A 16,805-nucleotide genomic window follows, 5' to 3' on the forward strand; every position below is an offset into this window, starting at 1 on the left:
GGCTCAGCGGCTTGCCGGCGCGCGGCCGTAGAGCAGCAGCATGGCGACGATGACGACACCGTAGATGATCTGCCGCCCCGCTTCCGGCATCTGCATGACCGAAAGAATGGACTGCAGCAGCGTGATCAGGATCACGCCGGCCACCGTGCCAAGATAGGAACCGCGCCCGCCGAGGATCGAGGTGCCGCCGAGCACCACCGCGGCGATCGACGGCAACAGATAGGCATCGCCCATCGACTGCGCCGCCTTGGAGGCATAGCCGGCCAGAAGCACGCCGCCAAAGGCAGAGAGGCCGCCGGAAACGGCAAAGGCGATCATCACCACGCGCCTTGTATCGATGCCGGAAAGGTAGGCGGCGCGCTCGCGGTTGCCGATGCCGTAGACGGTGCGGCCGAAACCGGTGCGGGTCAGCACGAAGACCATCGCCGCGCCGATCAGCGCCCAGATGATGACGGCGTTGGGAACCGCCGGGATGGCGAAGCCGGTCGCCAGGTAGCGCATCGCTCCTGTCGCCGAGTCCTGTGGCGAGAAGCCTCCGGTGTAGACCACCATCAAACCTTGCGCGACGGCGTTGGTGGCTAAGGTGATGATCATCGAGGGAATGCGCAGATAGGCGACGCCGATGCCGTTGACGATGCCGATCGCAACCCCGCAGAAAATGCCGAACGGGATGGCGAGCGCCACGCCGACCGGACCGTAAGCCGCAGCCGCGCAGGCCATCATGGCGCCGACCGCCACCGACCACGGCACTGACAGGTCGATCTGGCCGAGCAGGATGACCAGCATCATGCCGGTGGCGATGACGCCGAGGAATGACGCCACTTTGAGCTGCTGCAGGAGATATTCGGGCGACAGGAAGCTGCGCGAATAGAGGCTGCCGAGAAACAGCAAAAGCACAATGCAGGCAAAGGCAGTGACGACGGCCGGATCAGCGCGGCGGATGAATTTGGGCATACGGTTGGCGATGCCGTTCATCGTCGTCTCGCTCACAGGAACCACTCCAGCCGGTTGCGGACCCTGAAAAGGGCGAAGGCGCCAAGGCTGACCGCGATCAGGAGAATGACGCCCTGGAACAGCGGCTGCCAGAGCGGGTCGAAATCGAAGACGAAGAGCAGGTCGCCGATGGTGCGGAAGGCGAGCGCGCCGAAGATCGCGCCAATGGCGCTGCCCTTGCCTCCGAACAGCGAGACCCCGCCGAGCACCACGGCAGCGATCGAAAACAGCGTGTAGGCGTTGCCGCTGGCATAGGCAGCATCGCCCGTATAGGTGAAGAAGGTGAGGAACAGTCCGCCGATCGCCGCCAGCAGCCCGGCAAGCGCATAGGCCGCGAATTTTCCACGACGGATCGGCACCCCGGACATGTAGGCCGCCGTTTCCGAGGAGCCGGCCGCGTAAGCCGCGCGACCGAGCACCGAGCGGCTGAACGGCACCCAGACGACAAGCACGACGGCGAGCAGCACGACCAGGCTTGCCGGCACGACGCCGAACAGGCGCCCGGTCAGCGCGTCGGCAAGATCCTCATTGACCGAACCGCCCGGAAATGGCCGCAGCAGCAGCGCGATGCCGAAATAGACGGCACCGGTGGCGATGGTGGCGACGATCGGCTGCAGGCGCCCGTAGATGACGATGGCGCCGTTGATCGCCCCGCACAGCAGCCCGGTGCCAAGCACGGCAACGACCCCGAAAGCGGTCTCGATGCCGGTGCCGATGACCAGCCAGGACGCCAGGCAGTTGGTCAGCGTGAAGATCATGCCGACCGAGAGGTCGATGCCGGCGGTGATCACCACCAGCGTCTGCGCCATGGCGACGAAGGCCAGCAGCACGCCCTTGTTCGAGGCCGTCTGGACGACATTGGCGGTGAAGCCCGCCGGATGGTTCGTCGTGTAGATGACGAACATGGCGATGAAGATGCCGAACGCCAGCAGCGTTCCGCGCTGTTCGGCAAGCCAGTAGCGCCAATCTTTCACGCGTCCGCTCCCTGTCTTGGGCCGGCGTTCTCGCCGTGGATGTTGAGCGCGCTTGATATCAGCGCCCGCTCGGTGATCTCCGCGCCGACCAGCTCGCGCTTGACCGCGCCGTCATAGAGCACCAGCACCTTGTCGCAGCAGCCGATCAACTCGTCATAATCGGTCGAGTAGAACAGGATCGCAGCACCCGCCTCGGCAAGCTTGCGCATCAGCTGATAGAGCTCCTGCTTGGTGCCGACATCGATGCCGCGCGTCGGATCGTTGAGCAGGATGATGCGCGGCTGCCGCATCAGCCATTTGGCGATGACGACCTTCTGCTGGTTGCCGCCGGACAGCGCCCCGACCGGAATGTCGAGGCCGGCCGTCTTGATCGCCAGCAGTCCCACCATGTCGTCGATCAGCCGCTGTTCGGCGGCACGGTCGATGACGCCAGCTTTGGACAGCCGGTCGAGCGCGGCGAAGGAGAGGTTCTCGCGCACCGTCATCGGCAGCATCAGGCCTTCGGTCTTGCGATCCTCCGGGATCAGCGCCATGCCGACCCGGTCGTCGCGCGCCGCGGCCGGGCTGGCGATCGCCACCGGTCTGCCGTCGATCAATATCTGTCCGGAAAGGCCGCGCAGCACGCCGAAGAAGGCGAGCAGCAGCTCGCGCTGGCCCTGACCGTCGAGCCCGCCGAGGCCGACGACCTCGCCGGCGCCGACCGTGAGCGAGACATTGTCCAGCCGGTCGGCCCAGGACAGTTTTCGCGCTTCCAGAACCGGAGCGGCATCGGACGCGGCGCGCACCGGTTTCGGCGGAAAGATATGGCTGTATTCGCGGCCGATCATCAGCTCGACGACTTCGTTGTCGCTCTTCGAACCGGCCGCATAGGACGCAACGTTGCGGCCGTTGCGGAACACGGTGCACTGGTCGGCAAGCTCGGCGATTTCGTTCATCCGGTGCGAGATGTAGAGCAGCGCCAGCCCCTCCTCCCGCAGTCGCTTCAGCACCTCGAAGATTTTGGCGACATCGGTCGCGGTCAACGCCGAAGTTGCTTCGTCGAGGATCAGGATGCGCGGCTTCCTGGCCAGTGCCTTGGCGATTTCGACCATCTGCCGTCTTGAGAGCGGAAGATCCTTGACCAGCGCCAGCGGATGGATGTCGGCGCCGCCCGCCCGCGCCAGCGCTTCTTCCGCGATGCGCCGCTGCGCCTTGCGGTCGATCATGCCGAAACGCGTTGGCGGATCGGAGATGACGATGTTGTCGGCGACGCTGAGTTCGGGAACCAGCGACAGTTCCTGGAAGATGCAGACGATGCCGGCCTTGTTGGCCGCCGCCGGCGAGGCGAAATTCACCTCGTTTCCGTCCAGAATCATGCGACCCTCGTCGGGCGCCACGACGCCGGCCATGACCTTGATCAGCGTCGATTTGCCGGCGCCGTTCTCGCCGAGGATGGCGTGGATGCTGCCTGGCGTGACCGAAAGCTCGGCCTTTTCCAGCGCCCGCACGCCGCCGTAGCGCTTGGAAATGCCTTCCATGCGAAAGAGCGGAACCGCACCGTCCATCGGTCCTCCGAGGCAGTTTTAGGATTGAGATTGCAAGCGACCGGCGCCGCGGGAGATCCCGCGGCGCCGAGCGTGCAGTCTATTGGTCCGCTTTGGTCTGGCCCATGATTTCCTGCGCGGTGAAGTTGATGCCGCAGGTCGGGAAGGCATTGCCGACGAAGAAATTGTCGGACTGGTCGGGGAAGTAGTCCTGGCCTTCCTTGAAGTTCGGATCCTCGACGATGGCCAAAGGCAGCTTCACCGACTGCGGCACGACCTCGCCCTCGAGTGCGGCGATCGCCGTCTTGATGGCAACCGCCACCTGGGCGGGGCCAGTGCCGGCCGAAGAGCATTTCAACCCGTCGGCTGCATGCGCCGCGCAGAATTTGCGGAAGCCGTTCTCGGTCTCGCCGCCGAAGGGCACGAAAGCGTGCTTGGCATCGATCATCGCCTGCACGATGCCGGTGTCGCCGCCCTGTCCGGTAATGGCGTCGAAGGGTCCGTTGGTGGCGATGGCATCGGCCGTGGCCTTCTGCGCCACGCCGTCGTCCCACTTGCCGACGACCTCGGTCACCTCCCACTTCTTGCCGGAAGCGCCGAAGACTTCATGGATGCCGTTGTGGCGGTCGGTGTCGACTGACGTGCCGGCAACCCCGCGCACTTCGAGCACCTTGCCGCCATTCGGCACGTGCTTGACCAGCCAGTTGGCCCACAATTCGCCAAGGCCTTTCTGGTCGACATTGACGTTGATGGCGTCCTTGGTGTCGAGAATGTTGTCGAAGGCGACCAGCACGACGCCGGCCTCCTTGGCGCGCTTGATGACCGGCCCGAAAGCGGTCGGGTTCTGCGCGTTGACGACGATCGCATCAAAACCGGAATCAATGAAGTTGTTGATCGCGGAGATCTGCGCCGGCACGTCCTCACCGGTCGATACGACCTTGAATTCCTTCAATTTCGCCGCGACGTCCTTTTGTGCGGCATAGGCCTTTGCCGTCTGGATCATCTGGATGCGCCAGGTGTTGGCGATATAGCCGTTGGCCAGCGCGACGCGGTAGGGGCCTTCCTTCTTGGGGAACTTGAAGAACTGCGTGTCGGCCGCCCAGGGCGCGAAGCAGTCCGGCTCGGCGGCCGGGCCCTTGACGATTTCAGGTTCGGCGATCGCCGACGAACTCAACATGACGAATGCAGTGGCGGCAACGATGCCACCAACGAGTGACTTGATCATCGATATTCCTCCCAGTTGCAGTTCTTGTTGGTATGTGTCGTGACGTCTCGCGCCTGACTTGGCCAAGGCACCTCCCGCCTTGCCAACCGCGCCTTCCGGGTGGCCGCATGCCGACCCGATCCCCTCCTCAATCGCCGCTCAGGCGAATGCAAAAACTATCATATTATACATAATAAACAAGCTTAAACTGTCGCTTATATATAATAAACAGTCTTTGACTTTGCTTCGAGGTCTCGTGCGAAGGAGATGGTAGCGCTACCAAGAAACTGTGTAAACCGGCATTCGCACAGTCGCTTCTGCGTGTTTCAACGCGCAGTGCTCTCGCGGCGCCTGAGCTCGAAACCGAGATCGACGATCCGTTGTTCCGGCCTCTTCCTCGAGATCGCCGCCAGCGCCATAGCAACCGCGCGTCGGCCGATTTCGTAGCGGGGCGTGCGGATGCTGGTGATCGACGGAAACGCCGACTGCATCATGTCGAGATCGTTGAAACCGGTGATGCCGATGGTCTTCGGCACCGCGATGGCGGCACGGTGGCACTCGAACAGCACACCGAGAGCGATGTCGTCATTGTTGCAGAAAACCCCCTCGAGCGTCGGCACCTTTGCCAGTGCATCGCGAAACAGCTCGCGGCCGAGCGGTACGCTGGAGGGCACCGGCGTGGTTGTCACCAGCCGAGGATCGAACAGGCCGGCTGTCTCCATCGCCGTACGATAGCCGGCCAGGCGCCGCTGCGAGCGCGGGTCCATGCGCGCGCCGATGAAGCCGATCCGGCGGTAACCCGCTTCGATCATGTGCTCCGTTGCGGCACGGCCGCCTTCCAGATGCGAGAAGCCGACCAGCATGTCGACCGGATCGGGCCCGGTCTCCATCACCTGCACGACCGGACAGCCGGCCGTCTCGAGCAATCTGCGCGCAGTCGGCGTTTGGTCGATGCCCGCCACGATCAGCGCCGCCGGACGCTGCGGACCGAACACCTGCAACAGGCGCTCTTCCTCGAGGCCGGAATAGTGGGTGTTGCCGAGCTGGATGCGGAACGGACTGTCCGACAGGCTGTCGTAGATGCCGCGCACCACCTCGGCGAAGACGTTGTTGGTCAGCGACGGCACCAGCACGCCGAACACCTCGGCGCGCGCCGAGGCGAGTGCACGCGCGTTCGGGTCGGGCACATAGCCAAGTTCGTCGACGGCAGCCTGGATCTGGCGGCGCAGATCTTCCGAGACGCGTCCCGGTTCGCGCAGCGCCCGCGATACTGTGATGGCGCCGACGCCGGCCCTGCGCGCCACATCGGCGATGGTCGGCCGGCCGCCGCCACGGCGCGAGCGCGTTTTGCTCACGGCCTCGTTTCCGGCAGCATCACCCTTCTCGCCATGTCCATTCCGGCTTCCCTCGCCACGCCGTGTCAGCTTGGCGTCGCGCAGCGCTCGCCCATTGTCAAGCCAATGGCCCGGCTGGGCGGCTGGGACATCGAGCCTGTCGGCGTCGGCCCTCAGGCCATCGCCACCGCGCTGCGCTGCGCCTTCCACATCAGGAGCAAGATCGCCGCCAGATTCACCAGGTTCCAGGCGATGCCATTCAAGAAGGCGGCGGCATAGGAGCCGGTGAGGTCATAGATCCAGCCCGACATCCAGCCGCCGACCGCCATGCCGAAAATGGTCGCCATCATGACGATGCCGACGCGCTGGCCGGCCTCCTTCGCCGGCATGTAGTCGCGCACGATGATGGCATAGCAGGGCACGATGCCGCCTTGCGACAGGCCGAAGACCAGCGAGACGACGTAAAGCGAGGCAAGCCCGTCAAAGGGGATGTAGAACAGCAGCGACAGGCATTGCAGCACCGAGCCGATCAGCAGCGTCTTCACCGCACCGAAGCGATCGGCGAGGAAGCCGGACGCGAGCCGGCTGACCACACCCGCCGCCAGCATGATCGACAGCATGTCGGCGCCATGCGCCACGCCGTAGCCGAGATCCATGCAATAGGCGACGATATGGACCTGCGGCATCGACATCGCCATGCAGCAGCCGAAACCGGCGACGACCAGCAGCACCTGCAGGGCCGCCGGCGACAGCGAGATCGGCCGGACCGGCCGGCTGCCGGGCGAGCCGGGCGCGGCTTCGCGGGGCGCGCCGCGCCTCAGCATCAGCACCAGCGGCACCATGGTGGCGAGGCAGACGACGCCGATCGCGGCATAGGTGAAGCGCCAGCCTTCTTCCTTCATGAGCATCGGCATGACGAACGGCCAGATCGCGCCGGCGAGGTAGTTGCCCGAAGCAGCCGCCGTCACCGCGACGCCGCGGCGTCGGCTGAACCAGTGCGAGATGTCGGCGATCAGCGGGCCGAAGATCGCCGACGTGCCGACGCCGATCAGCAGCCCTTGGACGAGCGTGAACTGAAGGATCGATGTGGTCAGCGACGCCAAGAGGAAACCGGCGCCGAGCGCGATCGCCGCGATCAGCGCTGGGATCCAGTAGCCCATGCGGTCGATCGCGCGTCCGACCAGGACATTGCCGGCGGCGAAGCCGACCATGGTCGCGGTGTAGGGCACCGATGCGGCGGCACGGTCGACGCCGAACTCCGCCTGCACGGCGGGCAGCACCACGACCACCGCCCACATACCGACACCGCCGATCGTCGACAGCAGCATCGAAATGCCGAGCCGGGTCCATGCATAGGCGCTGTCGATGCCAGGGCTGTTTGCCTGGCTGGATACGATTGGGGTCAAGGCGTTTCCTGTCCGCGGTGCTGCAGATCGACCGGTTCCGCGCCACTATCGGCGCATTCGCCGCTGCGAGCAGCGCCACGACGGGCAATTCCGTGACGCCAGGAATGCGGCTCGAGCGATTGCGGGAACCCGCCACACCGCCTGACGTTTCCCGACACGGAAGGAGTTCCTGTCATGACCGCGAAAAGAAAATGGTTCGGCCGAAGTGACCGGGCACAGCGATGCGATGGACCTTGAGGAGCACATCTTCGAATCCGGCGATGCGAAGAAGATCGCGGCTTCGCTCAAGCGGTCGGCCGAGCACAGCAACCGCCGCAAGGCCGAGCCGTTCCAGTCCGCCATGTCGATGCTGAATTTCTACATCAACCGCGCCGGCAGGAACCTGCCTGATTCGCGCAAGAAGGTGTTGGAGAAGGTCAAGGAGGAACTGCGCGCCGCGTTCGGGCGCCCAAAACAGGACTAAAGTGGCAGCCGCGAAATTTCCTTCGCAAGGAAGGGTATTTTTCGCGGCCGCCACGTGGCCTTTTCGTCAGGCCTGCTCCAGCCAGACCTTCTGCAGATCTATCTGGAACGTGGGGTGAATGGAGTAGTTCTTCACCTTCTCGCTCATGTGATTGTAGAGCTTTTGCCAATAGGGCTGGATGATGATCCCCGAGTCCTGAATGATGGCCTCGACCTCCTTCATCACCTCGCGGCGTTTTTCGGGGGCGCTCACCGACAGAGCCTCCTGGAGCTTCTTGTCGAACTCCGGATTGGAGTAGCTTGTCTCGTTCCAGGCCTCGCCGGAACGATAGGCCAGCGCCAGAACCTGGACTCCAAGCGGGCGCATGTACCAGACCGTCAAGGAGTAAGGATACTTCGTCCAGTCGTTCCAGAAGGTCGAGCCAGGCAGTACCGTGCGCTTGACCTTGATGCCCGCGTCGCGAAGCTGGGCAGCGATCGCATCGCCGGTGCTCTTGTTCCAATCATCGTCCACGGTGATCAACTCGTGCTCGAAATCGGCCTGGCCGGCCTCGGCCATGAGTTTCTTGGCCCCTTCCACGTCGCGGGCTTTCTTAGGCAGGGGGAAGTATTCGGGATGAATTGGGCTGACATGATGATTTTCGCCCACTGTGCCGCGCCCGGCATAGCCGAGTTGCAGCACGACGTTGTTGTCGACTGCCATCTGGAGCGCGTTGCGCACTCGCTTGTCGTCGTAGGGCTTTTGCGTGACGTTGGTGCGCGCAACGAGCGTAGTCGCGGTCTGGATCTCTGTTTTCTTGAGCCCAAGCCCGTCCAGGATCTCGACATAGTCCGCCCCGGTTTCATTGTTGAGATCGACCTCACCCGACTCGAACGCGTTCACCATTGCGTTTGGATCGGTGCCGTAGTCGATGAACTCGACCCCATCGAGCAGCGCCTCGCCGCCCCACCACTTGCCGTTCTCGCGCCGCTTGAGGACTGCCTTTTGGCCAACGTCGTAGGAGACGAGCTCGAATGCACCCGTGCCAATCGGTTTTGTGGCCGGGTCGGCGCCATCGGCGTCAAAATTGCGGTGCACGATCAAGGCAGGATAATCGGTAAGATTGGCGATGAGCGCGATATCCGAGGCGCCCAGCGAGAGCTTGACCGTGTGATCATCGACCTTGGTAACGCCGCCCTCGCGCGCCTTGCCGGTGTTCTGGTCGATCAGGCTGTTGACGCGTGCCGCCATGGAATTGCCGGACGCCTTCTTGTCGCACCACCGGTTGAAATTGTAGATGACATCGTCGGCATTGAACGCGTCGCCATTGTTCCAGGTTACGCCCTTGCGGACATGGAGCACGTATTCGGTGGCGTCGCCGTTGACTTCCCAACTCTCTAGAAGGACCGGCTCGAAGGTGAATTCGCGGGTATATTTGACCAGCGGCTCCAGCCAGGTGCGGCTGATATTGGCCATTTCGACCCAATCATAGGTACGCGGGTCCTTCTGTTGTTTCACGACCATGGCAATGCGAAGCGTTCCGCCCTTCTTGCCTTCCTCGGCAAAGGCGGGGACCGGCACAGCCAGGCCAAGCATGCCATAGGCCAGCGCGGTCGATGCGCCGAAGGTGCTGGCCATCGCGAGGAACTCGCGCCGGTCCATAAGGCCCTCGCGAACGTCCTTGGCCGTGCTCGTGACTACTTCCGGAACGTGGGCTCCGCCGCTTCTGAAAAACTTCATTTTGGATCTCCCATTGTTTGTGTTTAGCGCATTGCCCAACCAATCGTTGAACCCCGGAATATTCCGCCCGGGTCTCGGATCTCAGGACCGTCACTGCACGGAAACCGCGCCTCGTCGGCCGAGGATCTGGTCTGCCATTTGGCAGTTGGAGCAGTCTAAATGGATTGGCCGAGCACCCTCCCCTCGTAGATTGCCGCCACAGCTAGCCGCGGTGCCAAGGCGTCGCCGATCACCTTCGGCTGCAATGCGGGTATCTGCTCCGCAAGATCGTCCAGCACCCATGTGTCCGAGACGTTGGTGGTCGCAAGGACGAGGGTGTCGGCCTTGATCACGGTTTCGGTCCCATCGAGATGGCACCTGACAGTGGCTCCGTCGCCGTGCCATTCCTTGACCACCGTGTCTGTTATCCAGCCACCGCCCCCGATCTTCAGCCGAGCTCGCGCAACGCCGTCGCTTTCCGTTCGCTGCAGGTAACGGCCGAGGACCGGCCATGCCGTGATAACCGTCACACGGTGTCCGCGTGCTGCGATTTCGAGGGCCGTGCCAAGCCCGCGCCAGTCGCCCGTGTCGTCGATGAGAAGGACATGGTCGCCCAACCGCGCCGTCCTCGTCATCACGTCCTCGACGGACCAGACATTCGGCAAGTCCGCCCCTGGCAGACGATCCTGCCCCGGCAAGCCGCGCTGGAAGCCTGTCCCGGCAGGTTGCGAACCGGTCGCGATGACGATTTCATCAACGTCGTGCCCGGCGATCTCCGCAGCGTCGAGCGGCGAATTCAGCAGCACGCGTACTCCCAGCCGGGTCAGCTGTCGTTCGTACCAATCGACCAACTCTACGATCTGCGACCGGCGCGGCTGCATGCCGGCCAGCCTGAACTGGCCGCCGAGCTGCGGGGCGGCTTCTGCGAGCGTGACGCTATGGCCACGCTCGGCCGCGACGCGAGCCGTTTCGAGTCCGGCCGGTCCGCCTCCCACCACCAGCACGCGCTTCGGCGTTGTGGCCGGGATGAACGTGTCGCCTCCCCATTCGAATTCACGGCCGGCAGACGGATTGACGAGGCACGAGATCCAATAGTCCCTGGAGCGTCTTCCCCAGCACATCTGGTTGCAGGAGATGCAGCCCCGGATCTCGGTGTCGCGGCCGCTCGCAACTTTCTTGACCCAGTACGGATCCGCGATCTGGCCTCGCACGATACTGACCATGTCCGCCTGTCGCGATGATATGACTTCATTTGCGTTCTCGGGCGTTCGGATGTGGCTCTCTGCCTGGACGCGTATGTGCTTGCAGACCTCCTTCAGCGCCTGCGCATTGGGAGCGCCGAGTTTGTCGGCGAAGAGAAACGTGGGCATGACTGAGGCGTGGTCGAAATAGCTGCCGGTGCCGCAAGTGATGTAGTCGATCAGAGCACGCGTATCGTGGTACGCGGCGATTTCCTGCAGAAGTTCGGTACCCATTCCGATGTCGACTGAGGTATCGATGCTCGAGGCGAGCCCGATAATGAATTCATCGCCCGCGGTCGCACGAATGCGCGAGGTGATCTCGGTCGAGAACCGCATCCTGTTTTCGAACGAGCCGCCCCATCGGTCGTCGCGGCGGTTTGACCAGGGCAGCCAGAACTGTTCGATGAGCGAGTTGTAGGGCCCGAACAGCTCCACCCCATCGAAGCCGCACGCCTTCGCCCGCACAGCCGCGCGAACGAAGCCCTCTATTATCTCCTCGATCTCGGCTTCTCGCATGCGGTGACTGCCGTCTCCGTCGTGATAGGACGGGAGCCCGGAGGGGGACCAGTTCGCGCTATACGAATTATCGAAATCGCCATGCTGTCCAACATGATAGAGCTGATGGACCATGACCGCCCCCTCGGCCTTGCATGCCTCGGTAATCGCACTGAATCCGGGTATTACGGCGTCATCGTCATGGCGGAAATTGCCTCGCGTCAGACGGGCGGTCTGATGAACCGGCATCGGCTCGACCACGATCATGGCAGCGCCACCGCGGGCGCGTTCCCGATAGTAGCCCAAATGGCGCGAGCCGGGCAGTCCATCCTCGGCCATGTTCGCGGTGTGCGCTCCGAAAGTAATGCGATTGCGCAGCGTTTTGTGGCGCAATTGGAGCGGCTCGAGAATCCTATGAAAGGCCGGCTTCAAAGTCATGCCAATCTGTCCGGTATCGTGGACACAGGTTAGGTGTGACTAATACGATTAGCGGCGCGCGACGCTGGAGGATTGTGATTCCGGCTCATTTTTCATAATATTTGAATCGTGAGGCGGATTGGGAGCGCGCGTTGACCTCTACGCTAAGGGTGCCGAACCGAACGGCCCTTCCTTACCTTCGCGTCGGCTTGATCCTTTGTCCGAGCTTCACGCTGACGCCAATGGCCAGCTTTGTCGACGCTCTTCGACTTGCCGCGGATAAGCAGGACCATAGCCGTCAGGTCTATTTCGCCTGGGATTTCATCTCGGCGGGGCCGTCACCTGTACGCGCCAGCTGCGGACTGGAAATGACGCCGACAGGGAATCTGGACGATCCCGAGGCGTACGATTGCATCGCGGTCTGCGGCGGGTTGATACGTGACCTTGGAGGCATTCATCAGGCGACGTTTGAATATCTGCGTGCCGCAAACGCCCGCGGAATCCCTCTTGTCGGTCTATGCACGGGCAGCTTCGTCCTGGCCCAGGCAGGGCTCCTGGAGCATCGCGAATGCGCATTGCATTTCGATACGTTGGGCGAGTTCTTGAGCAGGTTTCCAAACAGCAATCCCGCGACGAGCCAGAATTACATCATCGATGGCAACATCATCACATGCCCGGGCAGCATCGTCGCCATCGACATCGCGGTGTTCCTGATCGCGCGATACAGCGATGCGGGCCGGGCCCGGAAAGCACTGAACTATCTTCTCTTCAAACCGGAAGAATCCCGGATCGTCCTCAAGGCGAAGCCCTACGAGGAAGCCCTTGGCAGCGCCGCGCGACTGACGGTGGAGGCCGTGAAGACGATGGAGACCCGCATCGATTCGCCATGTTCGATCGAGGATCTGGCGCTGTCGCTGAACACCACGAAAACACGCTTGAACCGCGCCTTCCATGCCGACCTTCAGATGGCCCCTGCAGCATTCTGGCGACAGATTCGCTTGATGGCGGCGCGCGAACTCCTGGACAGTCGCCGGCGCAACGTGACCGAAATCGCCTACGAAACAGGTTTCAGCGACACAGCTCATTTCTGCAGCGCATTCAAGAAGCACTATTCTGTGACACCTCGGGAGTTCAGGCGAATTATGCAGAAAGATGCTGCAGGATCAGGCGAATAGAGTAAGGCAGCGACTGCTCGGGCCTTACTTTCGACGATCTCGTCGCCTATCTCGACTTGATGACCTCGTCGGTGTTGGCGAGCAGCTTGCGCACCGCGGCGCGCGCCGCATCCGGCCGCTGCAGGCGGATGTTCTTCTCTATCGCCTCGTGCAGCTTCTGCGCATGTTGCAGATCGTCCAGCTCGCGCGTCGTATAGGCGAACAGATGATCAAATGCCGATTCGATCAGCACGCCGAGCGGCACCAGCAGGTCGTTGCCGGAAGCCCTCAATATGGCAAGGTGGAAGCGCGTGTCGGCGCGCGTGCGCTCCTGCAGGCTGGGGGCCTCGCCCATCTCCCGGCAGGCCTGGCTGATCTCGGCCATCTGCTCGTCGGTGCGCCGCATGGCGGCATAGGCGGTCGCTTCCGGCTCGATGATATGGCGGAATTCCTGCACCGTCTTCAGGAACACTTCGCGGTCGGGCGAGGTCGCGTACCAGGCGAGCACGTCGCGGTCGAGCAGGTTCCAGCGCTCCTTCGGCTCAACCCAGCTGCCGATCTTCGGGCGCGACGCCAGAAGGCTCTTCGCCATCAGCATCTTGATCGCCTCGCGCACCGCCGAGCGGCTGACGTCGAAGGTCTCCGACCATTTGGCTTCGTTGGGCAGGATGGTGCCCGGCGGATAGTCGCCGCGCACGATCCGAAGTCCGATCTCGCTGGCCAAAGAAGCATGCACGCTGGAGCCGGGAATGCGAGCCGCATCGGCCCGGCGAACGGCAGCCGGACGCTCGGCGGATGCCGCCTTGGCCGGCGTCTTTTCGTTGTTCGGCTTCCCGTCCCGCATGTGGTTCACAAAGTCTGGATTTCGAAAGCTGTCAAGCCGCCGACAGGCGCCGGAGCGCAATGCGGGCGGCTATACACAGATCAGTCCGGCGTCATGGCCCGGCTAGGCCTATTTGACGTATTTGCGCCAGCTATGTTCGGGGCGGAAGCCGAGCATGTCGCGCGCCTTGCGGTTGGAAAGCAGCGTCTCGTATTCGCCGAGTTCAGCCTTGACCGGCACGTTGGGGTAGAAGCGCTGCAAAAGCTCCGCGGTCGGCAGATCGGACGAGGTGTCGTCATTGGCGGCGTTGAACACCTGGTAGCCGAGCCCGTCCTTCTCGATGGCGCGCAAGGTGATCTGGCCAAGGTCGCGCGCATCGACATAGCTCCAGGCGATCCGCTTGCGGAAGCCCGGATCGGCAAACCATTTCGGGAACAGCGAATATTCATGCGGCTCGATGACGTTGCCGATGCGCAAGGCGTAGATGTCGGTGCTGTTGCGCTGCGCGAACGCGCGCGCCGTCTTCTCGTTGACCACCTTGGACAGTGCATAGCTGTCCATCGGATCGACGTCGTACTCCTCGTCGAGCGGGAAATATTTAGGGTCGCGCGGCTCGTTGGCGAACACCACGCCATAGGTCGTCTCGCTGGAGGCGATCACCACCTTGCGGATGCCGAGCTTCACCGCCGCTTCGATGACATTGTAAGTGCCGAGCGCGTTGATGCGGAACACCTCGTTGTCGGTCGTGATCATGATGCGCGGAATGGCGGCGAAATGCACCACGGCATCGACCGGCTGCGGACGCAGCGACGGATCGAACTCGTGCAGGCCCGTATAGCTGGACAGCGCGTTGAACACCTGGCCGCTGTCGGTGATGTCGGTGATCAAAGTGCGCACCTTCGGGTTGTCGAGCGGCTTGGTGTCGATGTTGAGCACCTGGCAGCCATGCTCGACCAGATATTGCACGACATGGCGGCCGGCCTTGCCGCTGCCGCCGGTGAACATGATCCGCTTCGTCATTTTGCTCTCCACATTGCTTGGGGATTATGTGTATTGTCAGACAATATTGCATTCTGCAACCGCATGCGGCAAGAACGACGGCGCCATTATCGATAATTTCCAGACAGGACGAAACGACATGAGCACGACTGCCGCTAGCGAGAAGATCGGTTTCATCGGCCTTGGCCTGATGGGGCACGGCATCGCCAAGAACATCGTCGACAAGGGCTATGCGCTGACATTCCTTGGCCGCAAGAACCGCAAACCGGCGGAGGACCTGCTCGGCCGTGGTGCCAAGGAAGCGGCGACGTCGAGCGAAGTCGCCGCCGCATCCGACATCGTCTTCATCTGCGTCACCGGCTCGCGCGAGGTCGAAGCCATCATCCGCGGTCCCGGTGGCCTCAAGGAGGGCCTGAAGAAAGGCTCCGTCGTCGTCGATTGCTCGACCTCGGATCCGGTCTCGACGATAGCGCTTGCCGCCGAACTCGAGGCGCTTGACGTCGACTATGTCGACGCGCCGCTCAGCCGCACGCCGAAGGAAGCCTGGGAAGGCACGCTCGACACCATGGTCGGAGCCTCCGACGCACTCTTCGCCCGGCTGAAGCCGGTGCTCGAGACCTGGGCCGGGCGCATCGTCCATATCGGCGGCACCGGCGACGGCCACCGCATGAAATTGCTCAACAATTTCATCTCGCTGGGCTACGCCGCGATCTACTCCGAAGCGCTCGCGTTGGCCGAGAAGGTCGGCATCTCGCCGCCGCGCTTCGACAGCGTCATCCGCAACGGCCGCATGGATTGCGGCTTCTACCAGACCTTCATGCGCTGGACGCTGGAAGGCGACCGCGACGCGCATAAATTCTCCATCGCCAACGCCTTCAAGGACCTCACCTATCTCGAATCGATGGCGGGCGCCGCCGGCATCGCCAACCCGCTCGGCAACGCCACCAAGAATTCCTTCGCCGGCGCCTTCGCCGCCGGCCCGGCCGAACAATTCGTGCCGATGCTGGCGACGCATGTCGCCAAGGTCAACGGCATCGACCTGATGCCGAGCAAGGACGGCAAGAAGCAGACGATCTGAGGCGCTCTCTCCTTGAGCACGTTAGCGCCGTGATCGCCCGATCACCTCGTCGGTGTTGGCGAGCAACCTGCGCACGGCGTTGCGGGCCGCGTCCGGCCGCTGCAGCCGGATGTTCTTCTCGATCGCCTCGTGCAGCTTCTGAGCCAGGCGCTGATCGCTGGTTTCGCGGGTGACGAAAACAAAGAGGTGGTCGAGCGCCGATTCGATGAGCACGCCGAGCGGCACCAGCAGATCGTTGCCGGAAGCACGCAGGATGGCGAGGTGGAAGCGCGTGTCGGCGCGCGTGCGCTCCTGCAAATTCGTAGCCTGCCCCATCTCCCGGCAGGCCTGGCTGATCTCCACCATCTGTTCTTCGCTGCGCCGCATGGCGGCGTAGGCGCTGGCTTCCGGTTCGATGATGTGGCGGAATTCCTGCACGGTGCGCAGGAACAATTCGCGGTCCGGCGCGGTCGCGTACCAGGCGAGCACGTCGCGGTCGAGCAGGTTCCAGCGCTCCTTCGGCTCGACCCAACTGCCGATCTTGGGGCGCGATGCCAGAAGGCTCTTCGCCATCAGCATCTTGATCGCCTCGCGCACTGCCGAACGGCTGACGTTGAAGGTTTCCGACCATTTCGCTTCGTTCGGCAGAATTGTACCCGGCGGATAGTCGCCACGCACGATCCGAAGGCCGATCTCGCTCGCCAGCGAGGCATGTACGCTCGATCCCGGGTTCCATGCCACATCCGGCCGTCGAACGGCGACAGCGGGGGGGCTGGCTGGAGGAGAGCCGGCTGGCACCCCTGCCCTGGCGGATCGCTTTCTTGACTTGTCGTCCGGCATCGGCGTTCCGGCATCGGCAGTCTGTCGTTGGGAAAACTGTCCGGAATTGTCCGCGCCCGCGGAGATAGGCCGAAAAGCGAGAAGTATGGGCGCGTCAAAGCCGGAGCACGCTGCCCCGACAATGCTGCCTTGTCCTTGTTCTGAAGGAAAGTGACGGGGCGCCCTTCGAAGGGCGCCCCGAGAT

Annotated in this window: 13 protein-coding genes and 1 pseudogene; 3 read left to right on the forward strand and 11 right to left on the reverse strand. The window is 63.1% G+C overall.

The annotated features are described in order from the left end of the window. Positions 1–3: 3 nt before the first annotated feature. The 6 genes from A6B35_RS23465 to A6B35_RS23490 all read right to left on the reverse strand — a co-directional run bounded on the left by A6B35_RS23465 (position 4) and on the right by A6B35_RS23490 (position 7,434). Entirely contained in the window at positions 4–990 is a 987-nt protein-coding gene (locus tag A6B35_RS23465) for an ABC transporter permease (protein WP_040582935.1), read from the reverse strand. Further along, a complete protein-coding gene (locus A6B35_RS23470; protein WP_006202812.1) occupies positions 987–1,967 on the reverse strand; it encodes an ABC transporter permease in 981 nt (326 codons plus the stop codon). The genes A6B35_RS23465 and A6B35_RS23470 overlap by 4 nt, the downstream gene beginning before the upstream one ends. Continuing rightward, positions 1,964–3,511 carry a sugar ABC transporter ATP-binding protein gene (locus A6B35_RS23475; RefSeq protein WP_006202811.1) on the reverse strand — a complete coding sequence of 516 codons (1,548 nt, stop codon included), beginning with the start codon at positions 3,509–3,511 and terminating at the stop codon, positions 1,964–1,966. Before A6B35_RS23475 ends, A6B35_RS23470 begins: the two co-directional genes overlap by 4 nt. Positions 3,512–3,590: 79 nt before the next feature. Next, positions 3,591–4,715, reverse strand: a complete 1,125-nt coding sequence (locus A6B35_RS23480) for a sugar ABC transporter substrate-binding protein (protein WP_006202810.1) — start codon at positions 4,713–4,715, stop codon at positions 3,591–3,593. A gap of 305 nt (positions 4,716–5,020) precedes the next feature. Continuing rightward, positions 5,021–6,049 (reverse strand): HTH-type transcriptional regulator GntR, encoded by a 1,029-nt coding sequence (gene gntR / locus A6B35_RS23485; RefSeq protein ID WP_040582943.1) that lies wholly within the window; start codon positions 6,047–6,049, stop codon positions 5,021–5,023. Positions 6,050–6,201: 152 nt separating this feature from the next. Then, positions 6,202–7,434, reverse strand: coding sequence for an MFS transporter (locus A6B35_RS23490; RefSeq protein WP_006202807.1), 1,233 nt, complete (start codon positions 7,432–7,434; stop codon positions 6,202–6,204). 174 nt (positions 7,435–7,608) lie between these two features. Between A6B35_RS23490 and A6B35_RS23495 the strand changes: the two are divergent. Beyond that, positions 7,609–7,897: pseudogene (locus tag A6B35_RS23495) on the forward strand (DUF3175 domain-containing protein). A 66-nt stretch (positions 7,898–7,963) separates the two neighbouring features. On the opposite strand, the gene A6B35_RS23500 reads toward A6B35_RS23495, so the two are convergent. Then, a complete protein-coding gene (locus tag A6B35_RS23500; RefSeq protein WP_006202805.1) occupies positions 7,964–9,616 on the reverse strand; it encodes an ABC transporter substrate-binding protein in 1,653 nt (550 codons plus the stop codon). A 155-nt stretch (positions 9,617–9,771) separates the two neighbouring features. Further along, complete coding sequence (locus tag A6B35_RS23505) at positions 9,772–11,769, reverse strand: oxidoreductase (RefSeq protein ID WP_006202804.1); 1,998 nt, start codon at positions 11,767–11,769, stop codon at positions 9,772–9,774. A gap of 131 nt (positions 11,770–11,900) precedes the next feature. Between A6B35_RS23505 and A6B35_RS23510 the strand changes: the two genes are divergently transcribed. After that, positions 11,901–12,923, forward strand: coding sequence for a GlxA family transcriptional regulator (locus A6B35_RS23510; protein ID WP_063825582.1), 1,023 nt, complete (start codon positions 11,901–11,903; stop codon positions 12,921–12,923). Between the two features lie 46 nt (positions 12,924–12,969). Here A6B35_RS23510 and A6B35_RS23515 read toward each other — a convergent pair whose 3' ends face one another. Continuing rightward, on the reverse strand, positions 12,970–13,746 hold the full coding sequence (locus A6B35_RS23515) for a FadR/GntR family transcriptional regulator (RefSeq protein ID WP_006202802.1): 777 nt from the start codon (positions 13,744–13,746) through the stop codon (positions 12,970–12,972). A 108-nt stretch (positions 13,747–13,854) separates the two neighbouring features. Continuing rightward, positions 13,855–14,745 carry an NAD-dependent epimerase/dehydratase family protein gene (locus A6B35_RS23520; RefSeq protein WP_006202801.1) on the reverse strand — a complete coding sequence of 297 codons (891 nt, stop codon included), beginning with the start codon at positions 14,743–14,745 and terminating at the stop codon, positions 13,855–13,857. Positions 14,746–14,863: 118 nt separating this feature from the next. Here A6B35_RS23520 and A6B35_RS23525 point away from each other — a divergent pair, with 118 nt between their 5' ends. Continuing rightward, positions 14,864–15,802 carry an NAD(P)-dependent oxidoreductase gene (locus A6B35_RS23525; RefSeq protein ID WP_006202800.1) on the forward strand — a complete coding sequence of 313 codons (939 nt, stop codon included), beginning with the start codon at positions 14,864–14,866 and terminating at the stop codon, positions 15,800–15,802. A 21-nt stretch (positions 15,803–15,823) separates the two neighbouring features. Here the strand turns inward: A6B35_RS23525 and A6B35_RS23530 are convergent, their stop codons facing one another. Beyond that, positions 15,824–16,621, reverse strand: coding sequence for a FadR/GntR family transcriptional regulator (locus tag A6B35_RS23530; RefSeq protein ID WP_040582933.1), 798 nt, complete (start codon positions 16,619–16,621; stop codon positions 15,824–15,826). Between the last annotated feature and the right edge of the window lie 184 nt (positions 16,622–16,805).

The organism is Mesorhizobium amorphae CCNWGS0123 (assembly GCF_001686985.1).
GTDB classification, from domain to species: Bacteria; Pseudomonadota; Alphaproteobacteria; order Rhizobiales; family Rhizobiaceae; genus Mesorhizobium; species Mesorhizobium amorphae.